General features: G+C 37.9%; 28 protein-coding genes, 1 rRNA gene and 1 riboswitch. Of the genes, 14 read left to right on the forward strand and 15 right to left on the reverse strand.

Features of this window, described 5'->3' with window-relative positions; genetic code table 11:
* Nucleotides 1-196 (reverse strand): 16S ribosomal RNA (locus MMB68_RS18000); the annotation flags it as partial.
* A gap of 354 nt (nucleotides 197-550) precedes the next feature.
* Between MMB68_RS18000 and MMB68_RS18005 the strand changes: the two genes are divergently transcribed.
* From MMB68_RS18005 to MMB68_RS18015, 3 genes are all read left to right on the forward strand, one after another.
* Nucleotides 551-745, forward strand: coding sequence for a hypothetical protein (locus MMB68_RS18005; RefSeq protein WP_028409574.1), 195 nt, complete (start codon nucleotides 551-553; stop codon nucleotides 743-745).
* Nucleotides 746-989: 244 nt separating this feature from the next.
* Nucleotides 990-2,576 (forward strand): AMP-binding protein, encoded by a 1,587-nt coding sequence (locus MMB68_RS18010; RefSeq protein ID WP_221785777.1) that lies wholly within the window; start codon nucleotides 990-992, stop codon nucleotides 2,574-2,576.
* A 119-nt stretch (nucleotides 2,577-2,695) separates the two neighbouring features.
* Complete coding sequence (locus tag MMB68_RS18015; protein WP_013059577.1) at nucleotides 2,696-3,373, forward strand: MgtC/SapB family protein; 678 nt, start codon at nucleotides 2,696-2,698, stop codon at nucleotides 3,371-3,373.
* A gap of 26 nt (nucleotides 3,374-3,399) precedes the next feature.
* Here the strand turns inward: MMB68_RS18015 and MMB68_RS18020 are convergent, their stop codons facing one another.
* The 7 genes from MMB68_RS18020 to MMB68_RS18050 form a co-directional block, all read right to left on the reverse strand.
* Nucleotides 3,400-4,008: an NAD(P)-binding protein gene (locus MMB68_RS18020; protein ID WP_221785778.1), complete on the reverse strand. Its 609-nt coding sequence runs from the start codon at nucleotides 4,006-4,008 to the stop codon at nucleotides 3,400-3,402.
* Entirely contained in the window at nucleotides 3,989-4,756 is a 768-nt protein-coding gene (locus MMB68_RS18025) for a sirohydrochlorin chelatase (RefSeq protein WP_221785779.1), read from the reverse strand. Before MMB68_RS18025 ends, MMB68_RS18020 begins: the two co-directional genes overlap by 20 nt.
* A 13-nt stretch (nucleotides 4,757-4,769) precedes the next feature.
* Nucleotides 4,770-5,549 carry a uroporphyrinogen-III C-methyltransferase gene (gene cobA, locus MMB68_RS18030; protein ID WP_221785780.1) on the reverse strand — a complete coding sequence of 260 codons (780 nt, stop codon included), beginning with the start codon at nucleotides 5,547-5,549 and terminating at the stop codon, nucleotides 4,770-4,772.
* Between the two features lie 91 nt (nucleotides 5,550-5,640).
* The gene (cysC, locus tag MMB68_RS18035; RefSeq protein WP_014457932.1) at nucleotides 5,641-6,240 is read right to left on the reverse strand and encodes an adenylyl-sulfate kinase; all 600 of its coding nucleotides are present in this window, start codon (nucleotides 6,238-6,240) and stop codon (nucleotides 5,641-5,643) included.
* A 12-nt stretch (nucleotides 6,241-6,252) separates the two neighbouring features.
* Nucleotides 6,253-7,404: a sulfate adenylyltransferase gene (sat, locus tag MMB68_RS18040; protein WP_025752727.1), complete on the reverse strand. Its 1,152-nt coding sequence runs from the start codon at nucleotides 7,402-7,404 to the stop codon at nucleotides 6,253-6,255.
* A gap of 52 nt (nucleotides 7,405-7,456) precedes the next feature.
* Entirely contained in the window at nucleotides 7,457-8,536 is a 1,080-nt protein-coding gene (locus tag MMB68_RS18045) for an inorganic phosphate transporter (protein ID WP_221785781.1), read from the reverse strand.
* Between the two features lie 19 nt (nucleotides 8,537-8,555).
* The gene (locus MMB68_RS18050) at nucleotides 8,556-9,269 is read right to left on the reverse strand and encodes a phosphoadenylyl-sulfate reductase (protein ID WP_025752724.1); all 714 of its coding nucleotides are present in this window, start codon (nucleotides 9,267-9,269) and stop codon (nucleotides 8,556-8,558) included.
* Nucleotides 9,270-9,523: 254 nt separating this feature from the next.
* Nucleotides 9,524-9,626, reverse strand: a riboswitch (SAM riboswitch).
* Nucleotides 9,627-9,939: 313 nt separating this feature from the next.
* Here MMB68_RS18050 and cdaS point away from each other — a divergent pair.
* The 3 genes from cdaS to MMB68_RS18065 all read left to right on the forward strand — a co-directional run bounded on the left by cdaS (nucleotide 9,940) and on the right by MMB68_RS18065 (nucleotide 11,903).
* Complete coding sequence (cdaS, locus tag MMB68_RS18055) at nucleotides 9,940-10,566, forward strand: sporulation-specific diadenylate cyclase CdaS (protein ID WP_025752722.1); 627 nt, start codon at nucleotides 9,940-9,942, stop codon at nucleotides 10,564-10,566.
* 97 nt (nucleotides 10,567-10,663) lie between these two features.
* Complete coding sequence (locus MMB68_RS18060; protein WP_013085297.1) at nucleotides 10,664-11,047, forward strand: VOC family protein; 384 nt, start codon at nucleotides 10,664-10,666, stop codon at nucleotides 11,045-11,047.
* Between the two features lie 67 nt (nucleotides 11,048-11,114).
* Nucleotides 11,115-11,903: a potassium channel family protein gene (locus MMB68_RS18065; RefSeq protein ID WP_028409582.1), complete on the forward strand. Its 789-nt coding sequence runs from the start codon at nucleotides 11,115-11,117 to the stop codon at nucleotides 11,901-11,903.
* Between the two features lie 9 nt (nucleotides 11,904-11,912).
* On the opposite strand, the gene MMB68_RS18070 is transcribed toward MMB68_RS18065, so the two are convergent.
* From MMB68_RS18070 to MMB68_RS18080, 3 genes are all read right to left on the reverse strand, one after another.
* Nucleotides 11,913-12,317, reverse strand: coding sequence for a YugN-like family protein (locus MMB68_RS18070; RefSeq protein WP_014457925.1), 405 nt, complete (start codon nucleotides 12,315-12,317; stop codon nucleotides 11,913-11,915).
* 100 nt (nucleotides 12,318-12,417) lie between these two features.
* Complete coding sequence (locus MMB68_RS18075; protein WP_013059589.1) at nucleotides 12,418-13,767, reverse strand: glucose-6-phosphate isomerase; 1,350 nt, start codon at nucleotides 13,765-13,767, stop codon at nucleotides 12,418-12,420.
* A gap of 245 nt (nucleotides 13,768-14,012) precedes the next feature.
* The gene (locus tag MMB68_RS18080; protein ID WP_277549234.1) at nucleotides 14,013-14,261 is read right to left on the reverse strand and encodes a hypothetical protein; all 249 of its coding nucleotides are present in this window, start codon (nucleotides 14,259-14,261) and stop codon (nucleotides 14,013-14,015) included.
* Nucleotides 14,262-14,475: 214 nt separating this feature from the next.
* On the opposite strand from MMB68_RS18080, the gene MMB68_RS18085 reads away from it, so the two are divergent.
* From MMB68_RS18085 to mnhG, 7 genes are read left to right on the forward strand one after another with little or no spacing between them, the layout of a single operon-like run.
* Nucleotides 14,476-16,881 (forward strand): Na+/H+ antiporter subunit A, encoded by a 2,406-nt coding sequence (locus MMB68_RS18085; RefSeq protein ID WP_277549235.1) that lies wholly within the window; start codon nucleotides 14,476-14,478, stop codon nucleotides 16,879-16,881.
* A complete protein-coding gene (locus tag MMB68_RS18090) occupies nucleotides 16,878-17,300 on the forward strand; it encodes a Na(+)/H(+) antiporter subunit B (RefSeq protein WP_013085301.1) in 423 nt (140 codons plus the stop codon). Before MMB68_RS18085 ends, MMB68_RS18090 begins: the two co-directional genes overlap by 4 nt.
* Nucleotides 17,300-17,641, forward strand: a complete 342-nt coding sequence (locus MMB68_RS18095; RefSeq protein ID WP_013059592.1) for a Na(+)/H(+) antiporter subunit C — start codon at nucleotides 17,300-17,302, stop codon at nucleotides 17,639-17,641. Before MMB68_RS18090 ends, MMB68_RS18095 begins: the two co-directional genes overlap by 1 nt.
* A complete protein-coding gene (locus MMB68_RS18100) occupies nucleotides 17,631-19,115 on the forward strand; it encodes a Na+/H+ antiporter subunit D (protein ID WP_277549236.1) in 1,485 nt (494 codons plus the stop codon). Before MMB68_RS18095 ends, MMB68_RS18100 begins: the two co-directional genes overlap by 11 nt.
* A 6-nt stretch (nucleotides 19,116-19,121) precedes the next feature.
* Nucleotides 19,122-19,598, forward strand: coding sequence for a Na+/H+ antiporter subunit E (locus MMB68_RS18105; protein ID WP_277549237.1), 477 nt, complete (start codon nucleotides 19,122-19,124; stop codon nucleotides 19,596-19,598).
* Nucleotides 19,599-19,883 carry a Na(+)/H(+) antiporter subunit F1 gene (locus MMB68_RS18110; protein ID WP_013059595.1) on the forward strand — a complete coding sequence of 95 codons (285 nt, stop codon included), beginning with the start codon at nucleotides 19,599-19,601 and terminating at the stop codon, nucleotides 19,881-19,883. It begins immediately after the preceding gene.
* Complete coding sequence (gene mnhG, locus MMB68_RS18115; protein WP_221785928.1) at nucleotides 19,867-20,229, forward strand: monovalent cation/H(+) antiporter subunit G; 363 nt, start codon at nucleotides 19,867-19,869, stop codon at nucleotides 20,227-20,229. The genes MMB68_RS18110 and mnhG overlap by 17 nt, the downstream gene beginning before the upstream one ends.
* Nucleotides 20,230-20,273: 44 nt before the next feature.
* Here the strand turns inward: mnhG and MMB68_RS18120 are convergent, their stop codons facing one another.
* A complete protein-coding gene (locus MMB68_RS18120; protein WP_013085305.1) occupies nucleotides 20,274-21,437 on the reverse strand; it encodes an iron-containing alcohol dehydrogenase in 1,164 nt (387 codons plus the stop codon).
* 220 nt (nucleotides 21,438-21,657) lie between these two features.
* Here MMB68_RS18120 and MMB68_RS18125 point away from each other — a divergent pair, with 220 nt between their 5' ends.
* The gene (locus tag MMB68_RS18125) at nucleotides 21,658-21,888 is read left to right on the forward strand and encodes a DUF378 domain-containing protein (RefSeq protein ID WP_013059598.1); all 231 of its coding nucleotides are present in this window, start codon (nucleotides 21,658-21,660) and stop codon (nucleotides 21,886-21,888) included.
* A gap of 36 nt (nucleotides 21,889-21,924) precedes the next feature.
* Here MMB68_RS18125 and yugI read toward each other — a convergent pair whose 3' ends face one another.
* The 3 genes from yugI to MMB68_RS18140 form a co-directional block, all read right to left on the reverse strand.
* Entirely contained in the window at nucleotides 21,925-22,326 is a 402-nt protein-coding gene (gene yugI, locus MMB68_RS18130; RefSeq protein WP_013059599.1) for a S1 domain-containing post-transcriptional regulator GSP13, read from the reverse strand.
* 207 nt (nucleotides 22,327-22,533) lie between these two features.
* Nucleotides 22,534-23,694 carry an aminotransferase gene (locus MMB68_RS18135; RefSeq protein ID WP_277549238.1) on the reverse strand — a complete coding sequence of 387 codons (1,161 nt, stop codon included), beginning with the start codon at nucleotides 23,692-23,694 and terminating at the stop codon, nucleotides 22,534-22,536.
* Nucleotides 23,694-24,194 carry an Lrp/AsnC family transcriptional regulator gene (locus tag MMB68_RS18140; protein WP_013059601.1) on the reverse strand — a complete coding sequence of 167 codons (501 nt, stop codon included), beginning with the start codon at nucleotides 24,192-24,194 and terminating at the stop codon, nucleotides 23,694-23,696. The genes MMB68_RS18135 and MMB68_RS18140 overlap by 1 nt, the downstream gene beginning before the upstream one ends.
* Between the last annotated feature and the right edge of the window lie 118 nt (nucleotides 24,195-24,312).

A 24,312-nucleotide genomic window follows, 5' to 3' on the forward strand; every position in this document is an offset into this window, starting at 1 on the left:
ATGAAGGAGAAGATCCTATCCGGTATTAGCTTCGGTTTCCCGAAGTTATCCCAGTCTTACAGGCAGGTTGCCCACGTGTTACTCACCCGTCCGCCGCTAACGTCATAGAAGCAAGCTTCTAATCAGTCCGCTCGACTTGCATGTATTAGGCACGCCGCCAGCGTTCATCCTGAGCCAGGATCAAACTCTCCGAAGAAATGTTTGACTTGCTCATTTAAAAAAATAAAATTTAACGTTGACGTTTGTCGCTTTGTTCAGTTTTCAAAGTTCAACCGCCGCTCTTAAGCGACTTTACCATCATAACAAGTTGCAAGCTAGTTGTCAACAAGTTTTTTTATTTGTTTATCACTTCGATGTTTGCTTTAGCAGTTCATCTTAGCGACATTTAATAATATACCACGCCTTCTTTTATTGTGCAATAGTTTTTCGATATATTTTTAAAGACTATTTTCTTGTAAGTGAAACGTTCGCCAATTAATAGATACTAGCATATCTAGAGCCACACTAGCATAATGTCTATTAAATCATTATCCGCCAAGGAGGCGTTCACTTGGATACCTTAATTGCAGCTGCACTCTATTTGTCCTTTTGTATGTCTATTCTCTTAATTTCACTTGCTTATTGGGAATCAATTCAAATTTCTAATAAAGAAGGAAAAGTCAACGGCCTTTCATTTATTTCACTTTCAACGTTCAGCATGATTTTTTGTTTGTTTACTTCATATTTTTATACCATTCTTTATTAATGTGATGTTACGTTGTCTTCTTATAAAAAGGAGACATTTCTTTATTTTATTACAATATTCGCATTCGGTATACTTACTTATTGAAATCAATACGATAAATTCAGTTACTCCCCTTCTTCATACGTACAGTGGACAATGAAGGAATTTGTCGAATGATTTTTTGGAACACTTTCTTTAAATTTGATAAACTACTTTTAGAAAACGCTTTCATATACACTTTAACATTATTCAAGGAGGAAACCAAATGAAACCATTGCTTGAATTAACGGTTGGAGAACTTTTAAAAGAAAGTACAAAAAAGTTTGGGCATCAAGAAGCGGTTATTTACTCTGAACAAAATATTCGCTATACGTACGCGGAATTTTACCAAGAAACCTCTCGAGTTGCAAAGGCACTTCTAGCCACCGGTCTCAAAAAAGGCGACCATATCGCTATCTGGGCTACCAATGTACCGGAATGGTTACTTCTTCAATTCGCAGCAGCTAGAATAGGCGCTGTTTTGGTTACCCTTAATACAAGTTATCAATCCTCTGAATTAGAGTATGTATTGAGTCATTCTGATACAACAGCGCTATTTTTCATTGATGAATTTAAAAGCACCTCTTATACATCTATTATCACCGGTATTGAACATAATCTTCCCAAACTAAAACATCTTATAAACTTAAGTGGATCAAGCGAACATACATCTTGGAAGGAGTTTTTAATGAGTAGCTTAATGATATCGGATGAGGTTCTCGATAAGCATGAACAATCCCTACATATCCATGATGTTATCAATATGCAATATACTTCCGGAACAACAGGTTTTCCAAAAGGAGTTATGCTAAGTCACCATAATATAGTAAACAACGGCTTTTTAGTTGCTCAATCTATGAAACTGACTAACGAAGACCGCTTATGCATCCCAGTTCCTTTCTTTCATTGCTTTGGATGTGTGCTGGGTGTTCTAGCATGCGTATCTGTAGGTGCTACTATGCTACCGATTATTGAATTCCAACCTGCCTCTGTTTTACGCACCGTAGAGAAAGAAAAATGTACAGCTCTTCACGGTGTACCCACTATGTTTATTGCGGAATTAAATGCACTTGAGTTTGATCAATATGATTTATCTACTCTTCGCACAGGAATCATGGCTGGTTCTAATTGTCCAGCAGAAGTAATGAAGCGAGTCATACATGACATGGGCATCAATGAAATTACCATCGCCTATGGTCAAACCGAAACATCTCCTGTAATCACCCAAACAACCCCAACTGATTCTATCGAGCGGCGAGTACAAACGGTTGGCAAAGTTCATAATCATGTACAGATTCAAATTATTAATCCAGTTACAGGTAAACCAGCTTCTTTCGGAGAACAAGGAGAACTTTGTGCAAAAGGATATTTAACAATGAAAGGATATTACAAAATGCCGGAAGAAACAGAAAAAACAATTGTAGAAGGTTGGCTACATACAGGAGATTTAGCTACCATTGATAAAGATGGCTATGTAAAAATTACAGGACGTCTAAAAGATATGATTATTAGAGGCGGAGAAAATATTTACCCAAGAGAAATTGAAGAGTTTTTATATAAAATACCCGAGGTAGAAGATGTGCAAATTGTCGGTATTCCTGATCCAAAGTATGGAGAACGAGTTGCTGCATGCATTAAACTCAAGCAACATTCTTTTCTTACCGCTCAAGAAATCAAAGACTTTTGCAAAGGTAAGCTTGCTCATTTCAAAATTCCGGAACATATTTATTTTATAGACGACTTTCCCATGACGGCATCCGGCAAGATTCAAAAATATAAATTAAAAGAAAAGATCGTAGCGCTTTATAAATAATCAGATTTTTTTGAATTTCACCTGTCATTATGAAGAAAAGTTTACTATACTGATACATATCTGTTTTTCTTCTTTCATACAGATATAAACAACAATGTTTATTGAAATAGGTGAAAATAATGGAAAATGAAATGTTGCTCAAATTAGGTATTTCCGCTGTACTTGGTCTTATTATTGGAATTGAAAGGGAACTAAAACGAAAGCCTGTTGGTTTAAAAACATCTCTCGTAATTTCCATTATTAGCTGTTTACTCACGATTGTTTCGATTGAGTCTTCTCAAATTTTTAATAAAGGTGATCATATCACAATGGACCCGCTTCGTCTGGCCGCTCAAATTGTTTCTGGAATTGGTTTTTTAGGGGCGGGCGTCATTTTACGAAAAGAAAATGACAGCATCTCAGGGCTTACAACAGCGGCTATTATCTGGGGAGCAGCAGGTATAGGCATTGCTGTAGGTGCAGGGTTTTATCCCGAAGCTATTACCGGAGTTGTACTGCTCATTATCAGCGTTGAGCTTCTTCCCTTCCTTATTACTATTTTGGGGCCTAGGCAACTGCGCGAGAAAGAGCTTATTCTTCAACTCAAGCTGGCGGATAAGCACAATATCTTTGATACAACTAATAGCATTAGAGAAAAGAATATTACAATTAAAAATATTCGAATCAAAGATTTAGACACCAATGAATTGTATATACGAATGAAAGTGTCAGTTAATAACCAGCGCCCTACTACAGAAGTGTATTACGAAATTCAAAAAATTAGCGGTATTCGAAGCATTGAAGTTGAAAATGTATAAATAAAAAACGGCCAACTGGCCGTTTTTTATTTATATTTTTCAATCTGTTGTAAAAATTCTCGCTGTTTTACTAGAGACAGCCGGTATTGATCATCGATAATTTCTGTTAATAACTCATGTTTACGACTCTTTGACACATTCAATTTGTGGATAAGAACTCTGCATTCATACAAAAACTGTGTATACTGTGTGTAACTTTCATCATAATTTGAGGATAAGTCTTCTTTGATTCGTTTTGTCAACAAAGGACTAGCACCATCTGTGGATATTGCTAGCGATAATCTCCCTCTAGAAAACTGTGCAGGAATTTGAATATTTCCATCGGAAAAACTGCTGGCCATATTAACCAACTGATCATTTTTAATATGCTGCTTAACAAACTTATTCACAGCTTGATCATTTGTAGCCACAACAATTAAAAAGACATTAAGTAAGTCTTCTTCTCCTACTTTTTTTCTTTTTACACGCAGCTGACCTTTAGCTTCCCATTCATTTATTTCAGCTGAAACAGTTGGAGCAACCACTGTAATGGCTGCTCCTTCTTGTAAAAAACCTTTAATTCTACGAGTTGCGATTGTTCCGCCCCCAACTACTAAGACCGAACGACCCTTTAAATCAAGCATAACGGTATACATCGTATTGATTTCCTTTGCTCGATAATAACGTTTTTACTTGGTTATTTAAAATGTGTGCAAGTCCATCATGATAACCTAGGTAGTTAGCTAAGATAAACTGCTGGGCATCTGTTGACAGCTGCTCCAATTCTTCCTTAATTTCGTTCATTAAAATACCGGTAAACAAAAGGTACGGAAGAACGAATACTTGCTTATACGAAGTTCGTTTAGCAAGGTGCAGGCCTTCTTTTAAATTAGGAGAAGCTGCAGCTAAATAGCATGTCCTCACTTCTTTAAAAGCACCTTTGCCTTTTAGCAGTTGAGCTATTTCGTTAAAATCTTTTTTTACAGCAGGATCACTGCTTCCTCTGCCGACCAACAATACCATCGAATCTTCATGCTTATCCACATTGGTTTCATTGATTCTCTCTAGCAAGATATCAACAATTCGTTCGTCCACGCCGAACGGTTCTCCGTACAGCACTTCTACCTGGGGATAACGTTCATATACTTTGTGTATTTCTTCAGGTATATCATGCTTTGCATGCGCAGCTGTTAATAACAGAAGGGGCACAATTGCAATACGGGTAGCACCTTGTTCAATACACGCTTCAAATCCTTGTTCAATAGTGGGGGAAGCTAGTTCTAGGAAACAAACTTCTTGAATCGGTACATCTAGATTTTTTTTACATCTTTCAATAAAAGCAACTGCCTGATCAGCGCCTTCTTTTACGCGGCTGCCATGGCAAACATATAAAACTGCATCCATATAATCAACCTCTTTAGTAAGCTTCTTGTGCAAACGAATAGTAATGCTGTCCAGTCTTCTCAAACCAATTTAATCGGTCATGAAAATTCACAACTTCACCAACGATAATCATACTTGGATTTTCAATTTGCTCTTCTTTAACAATATCAACAATTGTACCAAGAGTTCCAGTTACAGTGCGCTGGTCCGCACATGTTCCCCAGTGAATCAATGCAATTGGCGTAGCTGAAGTTTTTCCATGTTTCATTAACTGTTGGCAAATGTACGGTAAGTTCTGCACCCCCATGTAAATTGCAAGAGTATCTACACCTTTAGCTAGGCTATCCCATTTGATTGCATCGTGCTCGCTATCTTTACGATGGCCTGCTACAAAAGCAAAGCTTGCGCTGTATTCCCGGTGAGTGACAGGGATTCCTGCATAAGCAGCAGCTGCGATGCCTGATGTAATTCCTGGAACAATTTCAAATGAAATGCCCTGCTGCACGAGAGCTTCTGCTTCTTCCCCTCCGCGTCCGAAAACAAATGGATCTCCGCCTTTTAAGCGCGTTACAATTTTTCCTTTTTTAGCGAATTTCACTAAAAAGTTGTTAATTGTTTCTTGCTTGAGGGTATGGTAGTTCGGAAGCTTTCCGCAGTAAATAATATCTGCATCACTTTTAGCATACTCCAGCAGGTCCTTATTCACTAAACGATCATATAAGATAACATCTGCTTGCTGAATTGCTTTTAACCCTTTTAACGTAATTAAATCTGGATCTCCCGGTCCTGCACCGACTAGATATACTTTCCCCATGAATGCCTTTCACCCTTCCATCATTTCCACGTCTCCGCAGCGCTCCCACATTTTAATTTGAATTAGAACAGCGGACAAAGTCCGCTGTCATTTAGATAAATTTTCGGTTAGCTAAATATTCAATAACAGTTTGTACACATTCTTCTACAGACTGTGTGCTTGTATTAATTGTTAATTCAGGGTTAGCCGGTGACTCATACGGAGAATCAATTCCTGTAAAATCACGAATTTCTCCGCTTCTTGCTTTTTTGTAAAGGCCTTTTGGATCTCTTTTTTCACATTCTTCTAACGGACACTCCACGTATACTTCTAAAAATTCATTCCCCTCTAAGATCTCACGCACTTGAGCGCGGTCCTCTTGGAATGGAGAGATAAATGCTGTTAGTACTACTTGACCGCTGTCTACAAATAGCTTAGAAACTTCACCGATACGGCGAATATTTTCTGTACGATCTTCAGCAGAAAACCCTAGATTCTTATTTAAGCCGAAACGAACATTGTCACCATCTAATACATAGTTACGAATATTTTTATCAAAAAGCGCTTTTGCCACTGCGTTTGCTACGGTAGATTTACCTGAACCCGAAAGACCTGTAAACCATAATACAAAACTGTGATGATTATTTTGCTCCCGTCTTTCCTCTTTTGTAATTCCAGCATCATGCCACGTAATGTTTGTTGATTTGCTCACTTCAACCGCTCCTTATTTTGAAGATACTTTTTGTTTTGCTAATCCTTTAATTAACACTTCAATTACTTCTTTACGGCTGAATGTGCTTGGTGGCACTTCTCCGTTACGAAGCATTTCACGTACCTTTGTTCCAGATAGAATCATATGATCTTCCTTGCTGTGAGGGCATGTTTTCGTTGACGCCATCGATTCACACTTCTTGCAGTAGAAGCTGTGTTCAAAGAATAAAGGTGTAATTCCTAATTCATCTGCTGTAAAGTTACTGAAGATTTTTTGTGCATCATATGTTCCGTAGTAGTCACCAACACCAGCGTGATCACGGCCTACAATGAAATGCGTGCATCCAAAGTTTTTTCGAACCATTGCATGAAAAATCGCTTCTCTAGGTCCAGCATAGCGCATCGCAGCAGGGAAAACTGCTAAAGCTACACGATCGCTAGGATAATAGTTCTCTAAAAGTACTTCATAACTTTCCATACGGATATCTGCTGGGATATCATCTGACTTTGTTTCTCCTACAAGAGGATTTAAAAACAGGCCGTCTACAATTTCTAATGCCGTTTTTTGAATATATTCGTGCGCACGGTGAACAGGGTTACGAGTTTGGAATCCAACAACCGTTTTCCAACCGCGTTCTTCGAATGCTGCTCTTGTTTCAGTTGGATCTAGGTAATACTTTTCAAAACGCGTTTTAGGTGTACGTTCTACTAGTACGATTGGACCTGCTACGTATACATTTGGGCGTTCCATCATTTTTTTCACGCCAGGATGAGCAAGTTCTGCTGTGCGGTACACATTTTCCGCTTCTTTTTCTTTATTTGGCGTATATACTTCAGAAACTTCTAAAACACCATACGTTACGCCGTTTTGAACAAGCTTTACTTTGTCGCCAATGTTTAATTCTTTAGCTTGCTCTTCTGTTACAGGAAGAGTGATAGGAATACTCCATACTGTTCCATCTGCTAAACGCATATTTTCAACAACTGATTGATAATCTTTTTCTCCTAAAAATCCTGTAATTGGGCTGTAAGCACCAATTCCAATTAGTTCTAAATCACTTAAAGCCATGTTATCTACTTCGATTTCTTTTGTTAGTGACGTGTAGTCATATGTTGGTTGATATAAATTAATTAATTCTCCACCGTGTGCTTGAATTGTTGTCATTTTGTAAAATCCTCCTTAAATAATTAACACAATATAATAAAAAGCACTTGAATCACGCAGTCATTTTTTCTTTTTCCGACTGCAAGCTTGCTCTTTTTCTTCTAGTCGTTCTAGCTAAGCTTAGAACACCTGCTGTGGCAATGCAGCCGCTAGCTAGCACCACAAATGAATATAAGTCGCTTTCAAGTACTAATTTCACAAGAACATATGAGATTACGAGTGAAAATACGGGGGATACCATCCAAACCTTTAACATTTGAATGACCACTTCACGCTGTTCTTTCGTGAATCCCGTTTTCGCTGCTCCTATTCCAATAATAGAAGACGTAGTGACCTGTGTAAGCGGTACTGGCAAACCAAAAAGTGAAGCTGCTGTAACAAGAGAAGCACCAGTACCCGAGATAATGCACCCTTCTCCTACAGAATAGCGAGTAATTTTTTTCCCGTTTGTTTCAATAACTCTGCCTCCTAGTAAAAGGGCTCCAAGCGCCACAGCCAATCCTCCTGCTATGACACCCGTTGTGGCATCCATTAATCCAGCTCCTACTAGAGGACCGACAGCATTTGCCACGTTATTCATTCCAGCTGAGAAGGCTTCAAAGAATCCCGTGGCTATAACTAAAATCGTTAAAACTCTTTTCCATTTTCCCTCTACTTCTTTTTTATGCGCTCTGCGTTTTATCACTTTTCCAATCAAAAAAGCAATAACAAATGAAACCAGCGGAACAATAATCCAAAAAGACATGATAACTAAAAGTTTTTCCACATACAGAGATTGATAAGCTACTCCTACTCCAACAACTGAACCAACCGTTACTTCACTTGTTGATAGAGGGATACCAATTAAATTCGCGAAAAAGAGTGACAGCGTTGCAGCAGCCAGAATGATAATAACTAATTCTACTGACAGCAATTTTTCAGGTATGATACCTGAACTGATGGTTTTTACCACCTCGCCGCCCCCGATAATGGCTCCGAGCACAATACCTACAGCACAGATGAACAGGGCTACTCTTCGCTTTTTAATCGCACCGGAGCCGTATGAAACGCCCATAGCTGCTGCTGCACCGCTTGCCCCAATATTCATTGCAAAAAAAAGCGCAATGATAAAGGCAACATATAAAAGCATCATTTATTCAGCTCTTTCGTATTTAAGATTCGTGTAATCCGCATTCAACTTTTTGTGTACCTGCCCATCTTCCTGAACGTAAATCGTCTACATTGTAGGCAGGTGCGGTACAGGGCTCACAGCCGATGCTTGGGTAGCCTTGATCATGAAGTTTGTTATATGGTAAATCATGCTTATACACATAGCGCCAAACTTCTTTCCAAGACCAATGAATTAACGGGCAGACTTTCACTTTCTTGAATTTCTCATCTTTATTAAAATAATTCGTGTTGGCACGAGATTCAGACTGCTCGCGTCTCAAACCAGAAATCCACGCATCATAAGGAGCAAGAGATTCCCTTAACGGGATGATTTTTCGAATTTGACAGCATAAGTTAGGCTGACTCTTCCAAAGCTCATCTCCATGTTTCTCAGCTTGTTCTGCAAGCGTTAAATCCGGTTTTTTCATATGAATACGCAAATCAGGAAAGCGTTCTTTAATTGCATCAATTACTTCATATGTTTCTTTAAAATGAACGCCCGTATCTAAAAAGACAATTTCAGCATCTTTTTTCACTTTTGAAATTAAATCAATTAACACGATCCCTTCAATACCAAAGCTTGATGCATAAATAATTGAATCTCCGTAGGTATCATACGCCCACTGCAATGCTGAAAGGGCTCCTTTTGTTTCGTCTTCACTGTCGAACTCTGGAAATGTATCACTCCAGTTTTCGTACGTATATAAGTCTGCCATTTTCTTCACTCCAATTCTTAGTTATCCGCGTTATCCAATAAAAAAAGACGGTTTTACCCACTAGAATTGGATAAAACCGCCTCTAGTGTGTCTAGTCAGCGAAACTATTTAATTCTTACTTTGCTTCCACGTGCTCAAAGATTTGTTTTAAGTCGGGGGTTACAGTCATTAATGTCCTTCCTTAAATTATCGCTTGCGCTATATCAAAATAAAAAGTCTTCCATATTGAAAGACTGGGTAGGCAATAAATTTTCACCTTATCTTTCAAAATGATACACACTTTGCTGGAGTTAGCACCTTGCTAAGCAGGTTGCCGGGGTTCAGCGGGCCAGATCCCTCCACCACTCTTGATAAGCATTTTTTAAAAATTTTAGCATATTTAGAATATTTGTCAACATTAAAAATCATATATCCGATAAGAAAACTATACTTTAAATTCACAGAAATATCTATACTTTTATTTAAAACAACATATGTAAATTTAAACCAAATGTGAACATACCAGTTTATAAAACGCTTTCTTTTTTCTCCAACTTTTTATATTCTCTTGCTAAATAAAACACAAAACCTCCCTATAAAATTAATAAGGGATTTATAAGCTTTACGGATAATTCACCCACATTAGCACACATTACAGATAACACTGACTGACAGATAGGAGCTATATAAGATGGAGAGACAACCTTTTCAATTAGACGATACAATTAAAAATAATGTGCGAACATATTTACAGCAAATTTCAACTGAAGCCTCTAATTTAATTAAACATTTAGACACGAGTGATCATTGTATCCTATGTGATTTTGAGGAGATGAGAAGGTTATTTCAAGATGTTCAAGCTACGGCCGCCTCTTATTACTTGCGTCATTACTTATCGCCTTATACATTTGAATATGCTGCTCTGTCCTTAGCTATTCATAACCTTTCTGAGAAACGTCACGGCGCTTTAATTGTCATTGAACGGGAACAAAATGTAGACCCTCTTATTCAAAAAGGAATGCCTATTCAAGCTCCTGTCAGCGCTACGCTAGTTGAAACACTGTTCTATCCAGGGACACCCTTACATGACGGAGCCGTCCTAATTAGAAATAATCAGCTTATCTCAGCTGCTAATGTTTTACCTCTCTCGTCTATTATTTCAACGACCAAAAAATTGGGAACACGTCACCGTGCAGCCATTGGAATGTCGGAAAAATCGGATGCATTAATTTTAGTTGTATCTGAAGAAACAGGCAAAATTTCGTTTGCTCTTGATGGAAGCCTCTACCCTATTCACTCCAGCAAAAATATGATTTAAGAGCCCTTTCCTGATAAGCAGCCCTATCTTGACTTCTATATCCTTTCTCTTTAATATATTTCATAGTTTTTACATACTATAGATACGGGTGATGCATATGACAATTTTAAAATTTGAACATGTAGGCGTTCAAGTAAAGGATATAGAAGAATCTATTGAGTTCTATACGCAAAAAGTGGGATTAGAGCTCATCGAAACACTACCACATACCGATCCATCTTTGAAGCTAGCTTTTCTAGGTTTAGAAGGCAATGTAATCGTAGAGTTAATTCAAGGGTATAACTCAAGCTTACCTAACGAAGGTAAAGTACATCATTTCGCGCTAGCAGTAGATGGAATTGAAGAGGAGTTTGAGCGTTTAAAATCAGCAGGCGTTTCATTTGTGGAAGAAAACATTGTAACTTTGCCAAATGGAGCAAGATACTTATTTTTCTACGGTCCAGACAAAGAATGGATTGAATATTACGAAGTAAAAAGATAAAGATATCTTATACCTTCAGTGAAAAATGGTCATACTGTGGCTATGACTAATCACTGGAGGTTTTTTTATGATGGAATGGCTATTATTTCGACTTTTTCGTCGTTCTATTTTAGTGCGGCTTCTTTTTATTATCGGCTGCCTTGTTTTACTTTTCGGCATGCTTATACATTTCCTAGAGCCGCAAACGTTTGGGAATGTGTTTGAAGGAATTTGGTGGGTTATTATTACAATCTCTACTATAGGGTACGGTGATTTTGCTCCCACCACTACGATTGGAAGGTTAGCTGCAATTATTTTAGTCCTGATCGGAACGGGATTTATTACTACTTATTTTGTCACGCTTTCTAAAATTGCTGTTTCTGCTGAGAGCGCTTATCTGGAAGGAAATTTAAAGTTTTATGGAAAAGATCACTTCATCGTTGTGGGGTGGAATGAGCGCGCCAAACTCGTGTTAGAGTCTTATCGCGACGCATTTCATAAAGAAGACATTGTTCTTATCGACGACTCTCTGACTAAAAACCCCATGATCTGTGATCGCGTTCATTTTATTAAAGGAAGTCCCTCTCACTATGAGGTATTAGAACTTGCCAATGCTCGGTACGCAAAAAAAGTGCTGATTACTGCGGATCAGCATAAGACAGAAGAATATGCAGACATGAATACTATTGTTACGCTAGTCGCTCTGCAAGGACTGAACCCTTCTATTTACAGCATCGTTGAACTGTTAACAAAAAAGCATATTCAAAATGCGCAAAATTTGGGGGTAAATGAAATGATTAAAACAAACGAGTTGATTAGTCAGGTCATGTACGAACATATTTTTGTAAAAAAATTAGAGAGTTTAAAAAAAGAATAGTCCCTTCAATTACCGAAGCAGCGCCTCTTCTGCCTCTCTAATTAGCTCTTCTCCTAAGCTGATATACTTTTCTGGAAATGAAGCGTCTGCGTCTTGGGGTTCTGCAAACTGATTAAATGAAGCACCCACGTTTCCATTGTGAACATTGTCATCTAGGCCAATTTGATACTTATGTGAAAGTAAAAATGGCGTACCAATCTGTACGGTTGTTCCTTTAGAATCCAGTTCTCCATTCGTAGCTGTAAACGGGATACGTAAAAACTGATAGCCGACTTCATCATTCATCTTATAGTCGAATGAACCATGATCATAATCCCAATTTCCTCCAATGTTATACCCAAGCGGCTTAAGCGTTTTTTCTAATTCATAAAGCTTGAATAATGTGCCGTCTAATCTTGAAGATAATTCAATCATCTTATCCCTCCTCTGTTTTAACATGTCCTTTTTCCAGCTTTTTATCCTTTATCTCAAAAGCAAAAAAGTTCACCTTCTAACAAGAAGGTGAACTTTTTATTTATTTCAAACGCTTTTCTAATTCTGCTTTTTTCTCTTCAAAACCAGGTTTTCCAAGAAGAGCAAACATATTTACTTTATATGCTTCTACTCCAGGCTGATCGAACGGATTTACTCCTAGTAAATAGCCGCTGATTGCGCATGCTTTTTCGAAGAAGTATACAACATATCCAAACGTATACTCATCTAACGCCGGAATGTTTACAACTAAGTTTGGAACGCCTCCGTCTGTGTGAGCAAGCATTGTACCTTGGAACGCTTTTTTATTTACAAAGTCAACTGTTTCCCCAGCTAAGTAATTTAGTCCATCTAAGTCCGCTGCATCTTCTTCAATTGTTAGCTCATGACGAGAATCTTGAACTTGTACAATTGTTTCAAAAATATCGCGACGACCTTCTTGTACATATTGACCTAAAGAATGAAGATCCGTTGAGAAGTTAGCAGATGAAGGGTAAATACCTTTTTGGTCTTTTCCTTCACTTTCACCAAATAACTGTTTCCACCACTCAGCAAAGTATTGAAGAGCTGGCTCATAGTTAATCAGCATTTCAATTGTTTTTCCTTTATTATAAAGAACATTACGAGCTACAGCATATTGATAAGCTGGGTTTTCTTCTAGCTCTGATGATGAGAATGCTTCTTGAGCATCAGCTGCACCTTTCATCATTTGTTCGATATCAAGACCCGCAGCGGCAATTGGTAATAAGCCAACCGCTGTTAATACTGAATAACGGCCGCCTACGTCATCTGGAATAACAAACGTTTCATAGCCTTCTTCGTCCGCTAATGTTTTTAATGCACCGCGCGCTTTATCTGTTGTTGCATAAATACGCTTGCGTGCTTCTTCTTTGCCATATTTCTCTTCTAATAATTTACGGAAGATACGGAAAGCAATCGCCGGCTCTGTTGTTGTACCAGATTTTGAAATAACATTAATAGAGAAATCCTTATCTTGTAAAACATCCATTAAGTCTTTCATGTATGTTGAGCTGATGTTGTTACCAGCAAAAATAACTTGTGGCGTTTTACGCTGTTCTTTTGATAATGTGTTGTAGAATGAATGCTGAAGCATTTCAATAGCAGCACGAGCACCTAAGTAAGATCCTCCAATACCGATAACAATCAATACATCTGAGTCAGATTTAATTTTTTCTGCACTTTTTTGAATGCGTGCAAATTCTTCTTTGTCATACTCCGTAGGAAGGTCTACCCATCCTAAAAAGTCGTTTCCAGCACCTGTTTTTTCATGAATTGAATGGTGAGCTACTTTCACGGCATCACGTAAGTATGTAAGTTCATGTTCACCAAAAAATGATAACGCGTTTGAATAATCAAAACGAACATGTGTCATAGTCTGTTCCTCCATTAAAATATCTTTATTTTCCACTTTATCGAAACTGTTAGCTGAATTCAAGTGAATCCACTTACAATTTGACACAATCATTATAGTTTGTTGTAACTGCAATCATTGTATGTACCCTTTTATTTAACGATAAATTCAGTTATGAAGTCAACTAATGTTCTTTGATTACAGAACGTAATTCATGCACGATTACGCAAATAATAAGCAAATAAAAAACGACTAAAGAGTGGTCTTCAATCGTTTTTTATTTGCTTACCGGATGGTGCAATATAGTTCATTTCACCTACCTTTACATATTGTCTCGGTTTATAAGAGGCTTTTAACAGGGAAGAATCTATTGATATGGAATTTTCAGCTTCACTTTTAGAAGTGATTAGCATCCTGTTTTCTTCTTTCATTTCCAAGTGATTATTTAGCACAAATCCACTCATACATAGTGCGGTAAAAATGAGAAAACTGATGGCTATTTGTTTCCTATACATTTCCATCACCTCACTCTTAGAGTGACAATTTCGCATGATTTTTATACGTCGAAAAAAATTTTTTATGTTTTTTTTTATGGATTTTTTGACGAGTTTCTATTTATTTAATAAGCCTTGAAAATTCTGCTGATACTAAGAATTAGCATGGATGCATGCATAATTAAATTATTATATAATCGGTTACAGAATTGAATATCACAAGGAGGTTTGTCTTTTGTCGTGGTTGCACTTGGTGATTTTATCGCCTTTTTTATTAGCCTTTTTTGTCCCCCTTCTGTATAGGAAATTCCAGCGTATTCATACAGGGTGGTTCGTTTTACCTCTTCCACTTGTGTTGTTCATTTATTTTACACAATATATCAGTGGTGTTTCTAAGGGGGAAACATATCTACATTCAATGAAATGGATACCTAGTCTGGGCATTAACTTTGATGCCTATGTGGATGGACTTGGTCTTCTGTTTTCTCTATTAATCACCGGAATTGGGACACTTGTTATTCTTTACTCCATTTATTATCTTTCTAAGACAAAAGAAGCACTGCATTCGTTTTATGTCTATTTGCTTCTTTTTATGGGGTCGATGCTAGGAGTTGTATTATCAGACAACCTAATGAGCCTTTACAGCTTTTGGGAATTAACAAGCCTTTCATCTTTTTTATTGATTGGCTATTGGTACAAACGAGAGAAATCTCAATACGGAGCCTTAAAATCTATGCTCATTACCGTATTCGGAGGACTTTCCCTATTAGCAGGAATTGTGCTTTTATACGTCATGACAGGTACTTTCAGCATACGCGAAATTATCTCAAACGTAGATGTAGTCACATCAAGTCATCTATTCATTCCAGCTCTAGTCCTCATTTTATTAGGGGCCTTTACAAAATCTGCTCAGTTTCCTTTTCATATTTGGCTGCCAGATGCAATGGAAGCTCCAACCCCAGTGAGTGCATACCTTCATTCAGCCACAATGGTAAAAGCGGGAATTTATCTTTTAGCAAGACTTAGCCCTGTTTTTGCTATAAGCGCCACTTGGTTTTTTGTTATTTCAATTATAGGACTAATTACACTGTTTTGGGGCTCATTTTCAGCAGTAAAGCAACAAGACCTGAAAGGGATTTTAGCTTTTTCAACCATTAGTCAGCTCGGGATGATTATGTCACTTATAGGAGTAGGTAGCGCAGCTATTCACTATGATTTTTTAGACGATAATATCTACTTAGTAGCTCTTACTGCAGCGGTTTTCCATTTGATTAACCACGCTACCTTCAAAGGCAGTTTGTTTATGGTAGTAGGGATTGTCGATCATGAAACAGGCACGCGTGACATTAGAAAGTTAGGCGGGTTAATGAGCTTCATGCCTGTGACATTTACCATTGCTATCATCGGAGGATTTTCAATGGCGGGTCTTCCTCCCTTTAATGGATTCTTAAGTAAAGAGATGTTTTTTACAGGTATGGTAAACGTGACAAAAATGGATATTTATAGCATGCAGACGTGGGGAATTTTGCTGCCTATCATTGCTTGGTTAGGAAGTATTTTCACTTTCGTCTATAGTATGATTCTTGTCTTTAAAACCTTTACAGGCAAATACCAGCCCGAAAAACTAGAGAAGAAGCCGCATGAAGCACCAGTAGGCATGCTTATTTCACCTGTTATTTTAGCATCACTGGTTGTTATTTTCGGCTTTGCTCCTAATTTATTAGAATCAACCCTTATTGAGCCAACAATGGCCTCTATCGCACCTAGCCTGCTAGCTGAAGGTAAAGAATATCAAGTGCATATTAAATTTTGGCATGGTTTTACGCCAGAATTATTTATGACGCTAGGGGTCATCATATTTGGTATTTTGTTATTTATGACGATTCAAAAGTGGTCAAAAATTTATACACAATTCCCTTCTTCTTTAACGCTTAATAACGGCTATAATTATGGAATTAAAGGGATGGAAAAAGGGTCAACACGTGTCATGAAAACATTAATGACGGGATTTATTAGAGACTATCTTTTAATCATTTTTACTTTCATAGGCATTTTACTTCTCGTGACGCTCTTTTCTCAGAATGCCTTCGCGATTGATTTAAAAGATGCTGCTTCTATAGGCGTTTATGAGGCCATATTAGCAGTCGTAATGGTTGCAGCTACTATTACAACTTTATTAGCAAAATCACGCCTAACAGCCATTATTTCACTCGGAGTTGTCGGTTATACGCTCTCTTTATTTTTCGTATTATTCCGAGCTCCTGACTTAGCTTTGACTCAATTAGTCATTGAAACTGTATCGGTATCCCTGTTTTTACTATGTTTCTACTACTTGCCGGAGTTTCGGAAGCGAAAAGTAAGGGTGACGTTTCAGCTGCCAAACTTACTGGTTGCTCTTCTTGTAGGAACGACTGTTACACTACTTGGCATATCAGCAAACAGTACGAAACTCTTTGAATCGATTTCACATTACTTTATTGAAAACAGCTATGAAAAAGCAGGCGGCGAAAACATGGTAAACGTAATCCTTGTGGACTTCCGCGGATTTGATACATTATTTGAAATTACCGTACTTTGTATAGCAGCTCTTGCTATCTATGGCATGATTCGTCTTCGGTTAACAAAGGAGGAAGAAGAGTGAAAAAAAATGATTTGATACTACAAACCACAACGAAAGTAGTCACGTTCATTATTATCATTTTTGCCATTCATCTTTTCTTTGCAGGTCATTACACACCGGGGGGAGGGTTTGTTGGGGGACTTACTACCTCAGCAGCCCTTGTATTACTACTGCTGGCTTTCGATATAAAAACCGTATCGAAAGTCATTCCATTTGACTATAAGAAGGTGGCGGCTTCCGGACTGCTGCTAGCTATTTTAACGGGGCTTGGGTCATTTATTTTCAAAGTCCCATTTCTAACTCACACATATAGCTACTTTAACCTTCCCCTTCTCGGGAAAACATCTTTAGCTACCGTTGTACTGTTTGATTTAGGTGTATATCTAGTAGTTGTTGGTGTCACGATGACCATTATTCAAACGATTGGAGAGAGTGAATAGTGGAAATATTAATGTCCATAGTGGCGGGAATTCTATTCACTGCCGCTGTATATCTCATGCTATCCCGCAGTTTACTGCGAATTATTATTGGAACAGGCTTATTAAGCCACGGCGTTCATCTGTTGATTTTAACGATGGGGGGATTAAAAGGGGGGAGTGTTCCCCTTCTGGGAGAAAAGGCTTCTTCTTATACAGATCCTTTACCTCAAGCCCTAATTTTAACTGCCATTGTCATAAGCTTTGGCGTCACTTCTTTTTTCCTTGTACTAGCGTACAGGGCTTATCAAGAACTCGGAACAGACGATATGGACAAGTTAAGGGGAAATGAACATGACGAGTAATTTTGTAATCATCCCACTGCTTATCCCGTTTGTTGTAGGTGTTGTGCTCATTTTTTTCAAAGACAATATTAAACTTCAAAGGATAATCAGTGTTTTATCATTAATCACCACCACTGCTTTTGCTGCATACTTAGTACAGTTGGTTCAATCAAAAGGTGTTTTAACTCACGAGCTTGGGAACTGGAAACCTCCTTTTGGAATTATTCTAGTAGCGGACATGTTCGCTTCCCTTCTCGTACTTACTGCTAGTATCGTAACACTATGCTGCGTTCTTTTTGCTTTTCATACAATTGGCGAGAGACGTGAACGCTTTTACTTTTATTCATTTGTGCAGTTTTTATTAGTAGGCGTATTTGGCGCCTTCTTGACAGGTGATATCTTTAACTTATTTGTCTTTTTTGAAGTCATGCTTATGTCTTCGTACGCTCTTATTGTAATTGGCGGTACAAAAGCACAGCTTCGAGAGTCTCTTAAGTACATTTTAGTCAATGTCATTTCATCCGCTTTGTTTGTCATTGCCGTTGCTTATTTATATGCCGTAACAGGAACTCTCAACATGGCGGACCTTTCACAGCGAATTGCTGAGGCGAACCAGCCTGGAATTTTAACAACGATTGGCATGCTTTTATTTATCGTCTTTGCCTTAAAAGCAGCTTTATTTCCAATGTATTTCTGGCTTCCAGGTTCATATAGTGCCCCTCCACCTGTTATCATCGGGTTGTTTGGTGCTTTGCTCACAAAAGTAGGCGTTTATTCGATTTTCAGGACTTTCACTTTACTGTTTTACCATCATCCTGAATTCACTCATCAAATTATCGGTTACGTTGCGCTTTTGACTATCGTTGTTGGTGCAGTAGGCGCCATTGCTTATTCGGATGTGAATAAAATTTTAATTTATAACATTATTATTGCTGTCGGAGTCATTGTCTACGGTGTAACTTTAACAACAAAAGCAGGTTTTGAAGGAGCCATTTATTATTTAATTCACGACATGATTATTAAAGCAGCTCTCTTCCTTCTTGCTGGAAGCATCATTCGAATAACTGGAACAACAAAATTAAAGAAAATGGGTGGGTTAATTAAAGACTATCCGCTGCTTGGCTGGATGTTTTTTATCGCTACTATTTCGTTAGCAGGAATTCCTCCCCTAAGCGGCTTTATTGGAAAATTCCTTTTAGTTCAAGGCGGTTTAGAATCAGAGAGCTACACGTTTGTAGGAGTTTTACTCGTTTCAAGCCTGCTCGTTTTATATTCTGCCATTAAGATTTTCATGAGCTGCTTCTGGGGTGAACCTACGCTTTCTTCTGGTCAGGAAAAAGTATCCCTTAAAGGTATTCTATACCCATCCGCTATCTTACTTGCTGTTTCTGTCTTTTTAGGACTAGGTGCAGAAGCTGTTATTCCTTATGTGTCGACAGCCGCTCAAACGCTTATGGATCCTTCAATTTATATCCAATCGGTGTTAAAGGAGTAGATCTGCATGTCATTTCAACTATTATTAAACGTAATCATTGCATTCACATGGATGTTTTTGAGAGGGATTTGGACACTACCTTCCTTTATTATAGGATTTTTCTGGGGAGCGGTACTGCTGTTTGTTTTCCGCCGTTTTTTTCACAGACGTTTTTACTTGCATAAAGTGTATACGATCATTAAACTGCTGTTTATTTTTATACGAGAATTATTCAAAGCCAATATTGCAGTGACTAAGGACGTATTGCGCCCTAAATTAAATATTCAGCCAGCTATCTTTGCAATGCCAACCCGCCTGGAGAGTGAATGGGAAATTACCATTCTTTCTCTTTTAATTACGCTAACGCCAGGCACACTGGTGATGGATGTGTCAGATGATAATTCTACTATCTATATTCATGCAATCAATACAGACGATATTGATGACATTATTACAGATATTCAGCAAACATTCGAAAAAGCTATTATGGAGGTGAGTCGTTAAATGCTCGATATTTTTTTAAACGTTTCACTCATTCTCATTTCTGCTTCAACTATTGGATTTGTTTATCGAGTGGTAAAAGGTCCGTCAACTGCTGATCGAGCAATGGCCCTTGATGCTATTGGAATTAATATCATTGCCATCACGGCTATCATCTCGATTATTTTTCGAACTCAGGCTTTTTTCGAAGTCATTTTACTGCTAGGCATCATAGCCTTTGTAGGTACGGTTGCTTTTTCTAAGTTTTTAGAGAAAGGAGAAGTGATTGAATATGAACGTGATCAGTGAAATCATTGTAGGAGCTTTCGTACTAATAGGGTCTCTTCTGACAGTTGTGACCATGATTGGGCTTATTCGCTTGCCTGATACGTACACAAGAAGTCACGCTGCATCTAAAAGTGCTACCTTGGGCGTTCTGTTTATATTAGTGGGCTGCTTACTCTACTTTTGGATCGACACCGGCCATATTAGTGCACGGTTAATTTTAGCGATTGTCTTTGTGTTTATCACCTCTCCTATTGCTGGCCATTTACTAGGAAGAGCGGCTTATTACAGCGGAGTTCCTCTTTCTGATAAAACCGTTCGGGATGATTTGAAAACCAAACAGCAGAAAAAGCTTAGCCATCATGAATAGAAAAAAACGCCGTGCGGTTTGCACGGCGTTTTTTATCGAGAATCTTATAAAGAAGCGCGTAGGATTGCTAGTACATCTTCTTTGTTTAATTTTTTAAATTTACCAAATTCACCTTTAGCCATTGCACGATCAGCCATAAGATCTAATTTGTCTTCACCAATATCATAATCAGCTAAGCGAGTTGGTGCACCTAAGCTTGACCAGAATTCACGAAGCTTATCAACACCTTCAAGTGCTACTTCTTTATCCGTCTTGCCTTCCGTATCTACGTTAAATACGCGCACAGCTACTTGCTTGAAGCGATCTACGTTCTCATCCATTACGTGTTTCATCCAGTTCGGGAATAAAATTGCCAATCCACCTGCATGTGGAATGTCATATACAGCTGATACCGCATGCTCAATATTGTGAGTAGCCCAATCGCCTTGGTGTCCCATTTGTAACATACCGTTTAATGCGATTGTCCCGTTGTATAAAATCGTTTCACGTAACTCGTAGTTCTCTAAGTCATTTAATAATTTTGGTCCGGTTTCAATAACCGTTTGCAGTACTCCTTCACACATGCGATCTTGAAGTGGCGTATTTGTTGCAGCATGGAAATACTGTTCAAATACGTGGCTCATCATGTCGACCATACCATAAACTGTTTGATTTTTTGGTACAGTAAATGTATTAACGGGATCTAAAATAGAGAATTGAGGGAATGTTGCCGGACTGCCCCAGCCGTATTTTTCTTGTGTTTCCCAATTTGTAATAACAGAACCAGCATTCATTTCTGAACCTGTTGCTGCTAATGTTAGCACTGTTCCAAATGGAAGAGCTTCAGCTGCGAATACGTCGCGGTTAATGATGTCCCATACGTCTCCATCATATTTTGCGCCTGCTGCGATTGCTTTTGTACAATCGATTACGCTTCCTCCACCAACTGCAAGTAAAAATTCAATACCGTTTTCTTTACAAATATCGATTCCTTTGCGAACAGTTGTCAGACGAGGATTCGGTTCTACTCCCGCTAACTCATGTACTTCTGCATTCATGTCATTCAGTACATCCATTACTTGATCGTATAAACCACTGCGTTTTACGCTTCCTCCGCCGTATACTAATAATATCTTTTTACCAAAGCGACTTGCTTCTGTTTTTAATTGCTCTAATTGACCTTTACCAAAAATTAATTTTGTAGGGTTATAAAATGTAAAATTGTTCACTATAAACTCCTCCTTACGAGCTTGATTACATGCATCATTATGAAGAACAACTTTTTGATTGTAAAGAAAATTGACTTCCTAAAGATTATTCCCTGTTGCCTAGACGCTCACCCCATCCAAATGAACGTTTATTTGTCTGTATCTTCCAAAAGCAAATATGTATATTTTCCTCTAAAAAAAGCAGGCTAATAAGTGAACTACAAAACAAGGAGGGTTCATCATGAGTGGTATTCAACGTATTGCGCTCGTATTAACGATTATTGGAGCAATTAACTGGGGACTTATTGGCTTTTTTCAATTTGATTTAGTAGCAGCAATCTTCGGCGGTCAAACATCTGCTTTCTCCCGCATTATTTATGGATTGGTTGGAATCGCAGGACTGATTAACCTAGGTCTATTATTTAAACCTTCTGCTGAAGTAGAGCGTACAGAACCTAGAACGGAACATTAAAAAAAGAAGGATAGCTAAGCTATCCTTCTTTTTTTCTTATTTCTTAATTAGATCTTCGCGGTTTGATTGCTCAATCCACTCTTCTAATTTTTCTTTTAATGTGTTGAATCCTTGAGTAGATTCAGTATGAACTGTTGCTTGACCTTGACGCTTTTTAGCAGGTTTTTTAGGTGCAGAAGCTTCAGTTTTTTCTGGAGCTGGCTCAGTTGCACGAATAGATAAACCAATTTTACCAGTTGACTCATCAACAGATAAAACTTTAACGTTTACTTCGTCTCCTACTGATAAATGTTCGTTAATATCTTTAACGAAGCCATGTTTTACTTCTGAGATATGAACTAATCCTTGAGTTTCTTCATTTAATGCAACGAATGCACCGTATGGTTGAATTCCTGTTACTTTACCTTTTGTAACAGTACCGATTTCAAATTTTGACATATAAACACTCCTAGATACCTTATTATTTTCACCATTATAGCCAATTTAAAATTATAGCACAGTTCATAGATTGAATCAAAAAGTAGTTATACTATATTTATTATTTACCAATTTCGTCACAAATATAAACTAACACTACATTTCATCATAGCAAAAAAGATATTATATCAAACCGTCTATACGATATGACATAACATCTTATTTTTATTATAACTTATTTTCAACAAAACGGCTAATCCGTTTTATGGATTCTTCTAATGATTCCATCGAAGAGGCGTATGAACAGCGAATATGTCCCTCTCCGCCTTTTCCAAATACATTGCCTGGCACCACGGCTACTCGCTCTTCAAGCAAAAGCTGCTCAGCGAATTCTTCCGATGACAATCCAGTTTTCTTGATAGACGGGAACACATAAAACGCTCCTCCGGGAGAATGGCATTCCAGACCAATTTCATTTAATGACTTCACCATGTAGTTCCGTCTTCTGCGATAGCTTTTTCTCATCTCTTCTACGTCATGCTGTCCGTTTTGTAGTGCTTCAATTGCTCCATATTGTGCCATGGTAGGAGCACACATCATTGTATACTGATGAATTTTCAGCATTGCTTTAGCAATCTCAGTTGGTGCACATATGTACCCAAGACGCCATCCAGTCATAGCAAACCCTTTAGAAAAGCCAGAAATAATAATGGTTCGTTCTTTCATTCCTTCTAAAGAAGCAATAGATGTAAATTCTTCATCATATGTTAATTCTGCATAGATTTCATCCGTGATAACAAGCAAGTCATGCTTGATTACAATATCCGCAATAGCCTGCAGCTCTTCTTTAGATAGTGAGCTTCCTGTTGGATTATTAGGAGAGCATAAAAGAAGAGCTTTCGTGTTGCTTGTAATGACTTCTTCAATCTGTCTAGGCTGCAGCTTAAACTCTGTTTCTGCCGTTGTTTCAATTGCCACAGGAACTCCTCCTGCTAGCGAAATTAACGGGCTGTAAGACACAAAGTTTGGCTCCACGACAATAATCTCATCTTCAGGGTTAATCAAAGCCCTCATTGTAATGTCTAAAGCCTGACTTCCTCCAACGGTCACAATAATATCATCTTTATAATCATACGAGACGTTAAAATTTCTTTTCATATACTTCATAATTTCAAAGCGGAGCTCTAAAAGCCCCGCATTTGCTGTATAAGAGGTATATCCTCTTTCCAACGATAAAATACTCGCTTCTCGAACAGCCCAAGATGTGACAAAATCAGGTTCACCTACTCCAAGAGAAATAACGTTATCCATACTTGCTGCTAAATCAAAAAAGCGGCGAATACCTGAAGGTTTCAGCTGTTGTACAGTTGTTGACAAGCGCTCTTTCATTACGGAGACACCACGATTCTGCGATCTTCATCGCCTTGGTCGTAGATGGTACCATCGTGCTTGTATTTTTTCATGATAAAGTGAGTCGTTGTAGATAAAACAGAGTCTAGCGTAGAAAGCTTTTCAGAAACAAAAAATGCTACTTCAGACATTGATTTTTCTTCAATAATAACAGACAAATCATATGCTCCTGACATTAGGTACACGGATTTCACTTCTTGAAAACGATAGATGCGCTCCGCAATCTCATCAAAGCCTACTCCTCGCTTTGGTGCAACTTTTACATCTATCATAGCTGTGACGCCCTCATGTCCATCTACTCGTCTCCAGTTAATATCAGCTGAATATTGCACAATTACTTTTTCTCTCTCTAGCTTTTTAACAATATTAGAGGTTTCTTCAAACGTTAAATCCACCATTTTTGAAATACTATCTATCGAAATACGGCTATTTTTTTCTAGAATTTCTAAGATTTCTAACTCTTTTTCTTCTAAGAACACCGCGTTCCCCTCCTATACCGATTAAATTTTTTCACTTTTTCCATTATATCAAATTTAAACACATCTTTAATGTGAAATCTATACCGGTAATTGAGTTTCATTTTATAGATTGCTGGAA

Origin of the sequence: Priestia sp. Y58, assembly GCF_029522095.1 — a bacterium.
GTDB classification, from domain to species: Bacteria; Bacillota; Bacilli; order Bacillales; family Bacillaceae_H; genus Priestia; species Priestia megaterium_E.

Bases quoted from the DNA above. Each gene is read 5' to 3' on its own strand.
- MMB68_RS18080 (WP_277549234.1), bottom strand. From the start codon at position 14,261: ATGTATAGGAAACAAATAGCCATCAGTTTTCTCATTTTTACCGCACTA.
- cobA (WP_221785780.1), bottom strand. From the start codon at position 5,549: ATGGGGAAAGTATATCTAGTCGGTGCAGGACCGGGAGATCCAGATTTA.
- MMB68_RS18070 (WP_014457925.1), bottom strand. From the start codon at position 12,317: ATGATTGAATTATCTTCAAGATTAGACGGCACATTATTCAAGCTTTAT.
- MMB68_RS18025 (WP_221785779.1), bottom strand. From the start codon at position 4,756: ATGGATGCAGTTTTATATGTTTGCCATGGCAGCCGCGTAAAAGAAGGC.
- cdaS (WP_025752722.1), top strand. From the start codon at position 9,940: ATGGAGAGACAACCTTTTCAATTAGACGATACAATTAAAAATAATGTG.
- MMB68_RS18105 (WP_277549237.1), top strand. From the start codon at position 19,122: ATGTCATTTCAACTATTATTAAACGTAATCATTGCATTCACATGGATG.
- MMB68_RS18020 (WP_221785778.1), bottom strand. From the start codon at position 4,008: ATGTATACCGTTATGCTTGATTTAAAGGGTCGTTCGGTCTTAGTAGTT.
- MMB68_RS18050 (WP_025752724.1), bottom strand. From the start codon at position 9,269: ATGGCAGACTTATATACGTACGAAAACTGGAGTGATACATTTCCAGAG.
- MMB68_RS18100 (WP_277549236.1), top strand. From the start codon at position 17,631: ATGACGAGTAATTTTGTAATCATCCCACTGCTTATCCCGTTTGTTGTA.
- MMB68_RS18125 (WP_013059598.1), top strand. From the start codon at position 21,658: ATGAGTGGTATTCAACGTATTGCGCTCGTATTAACGATTATTGGAGCA.
- sat (WP_025752727.1), bottom strand. From the start codon at position 7,404: ATGACAACAATTCAAGCACACGGTGGAGAATTAATTAATTTATATCAA.
- MMB68_RS18015 (WP_013059577.1), top strand. From the start codon at position 2,696: ATGGAAAATGAAATGTTGCTCAAATTAGGTATTTCCGCTGTACTTGGT.
- mnhG (WP_221785928.1), top strand. From the start codon at position 19,867: ATGAACGTGATCAGTGAAATCATTGTAGGAGCTTTCGTACTAATAGGG.
- MMB68_RS18110 (WP_013059595.1), top strand. From the start codon at position 19,599: ATGCTCGATATTTTTTTAAACGTTTCACTCATTCTCATTTCTGCTTCA.
- MMB68_RS18135 (WP_277549238.1), bottom strand. From the start codon at position 23,694: ATGAAAGAGCGCTTGTCAACAACTGTACAACAGCTGAAACCTTCAGGT.
- MMB68_RS18060 (WP_013085297.1), top strand. From the start codon at position 10,664: ATGACAATTTTAAAATTTGAACATGTAGGCGTTCAAGTAAAGGATATA.
- MMB68_RS18045 (WP_221785781.1), bottom strand. From the start codon at position 8,536: ATGATGCTTTTATATGTTGCCTTTATCATTGCGCTTTTTTTTGCAATG.
- MMB68_RS18075 (WP_013059589.1), bottom strand. From the start codon at position 13,767: ATGACACATGTTCGTTTTGATTATTCAAACGCGTTATCATTTTTTGGT.
- MMB68_RS18010 (WP_221785777.1), top strand. From the start codon at position 990: ATGAAACCATTGCTTGAATTAACGGTTGGAGAACTTTTAAAAGAAAGT.
- yugI (WP_013059599.1), bottom strand. From the start codon at position 22,326: ATGTCAAAATTTGAAATCGGTACTGTTACAAAAGGTAAAGTAACAGGA.
- MMB68_RS18065 (WP_028409582.1), top strand. From the start codon at position 11,115: ATGATGGAATGGCTATTATTTCGACTTTTTCGTCGTTCTATTTTAGTG.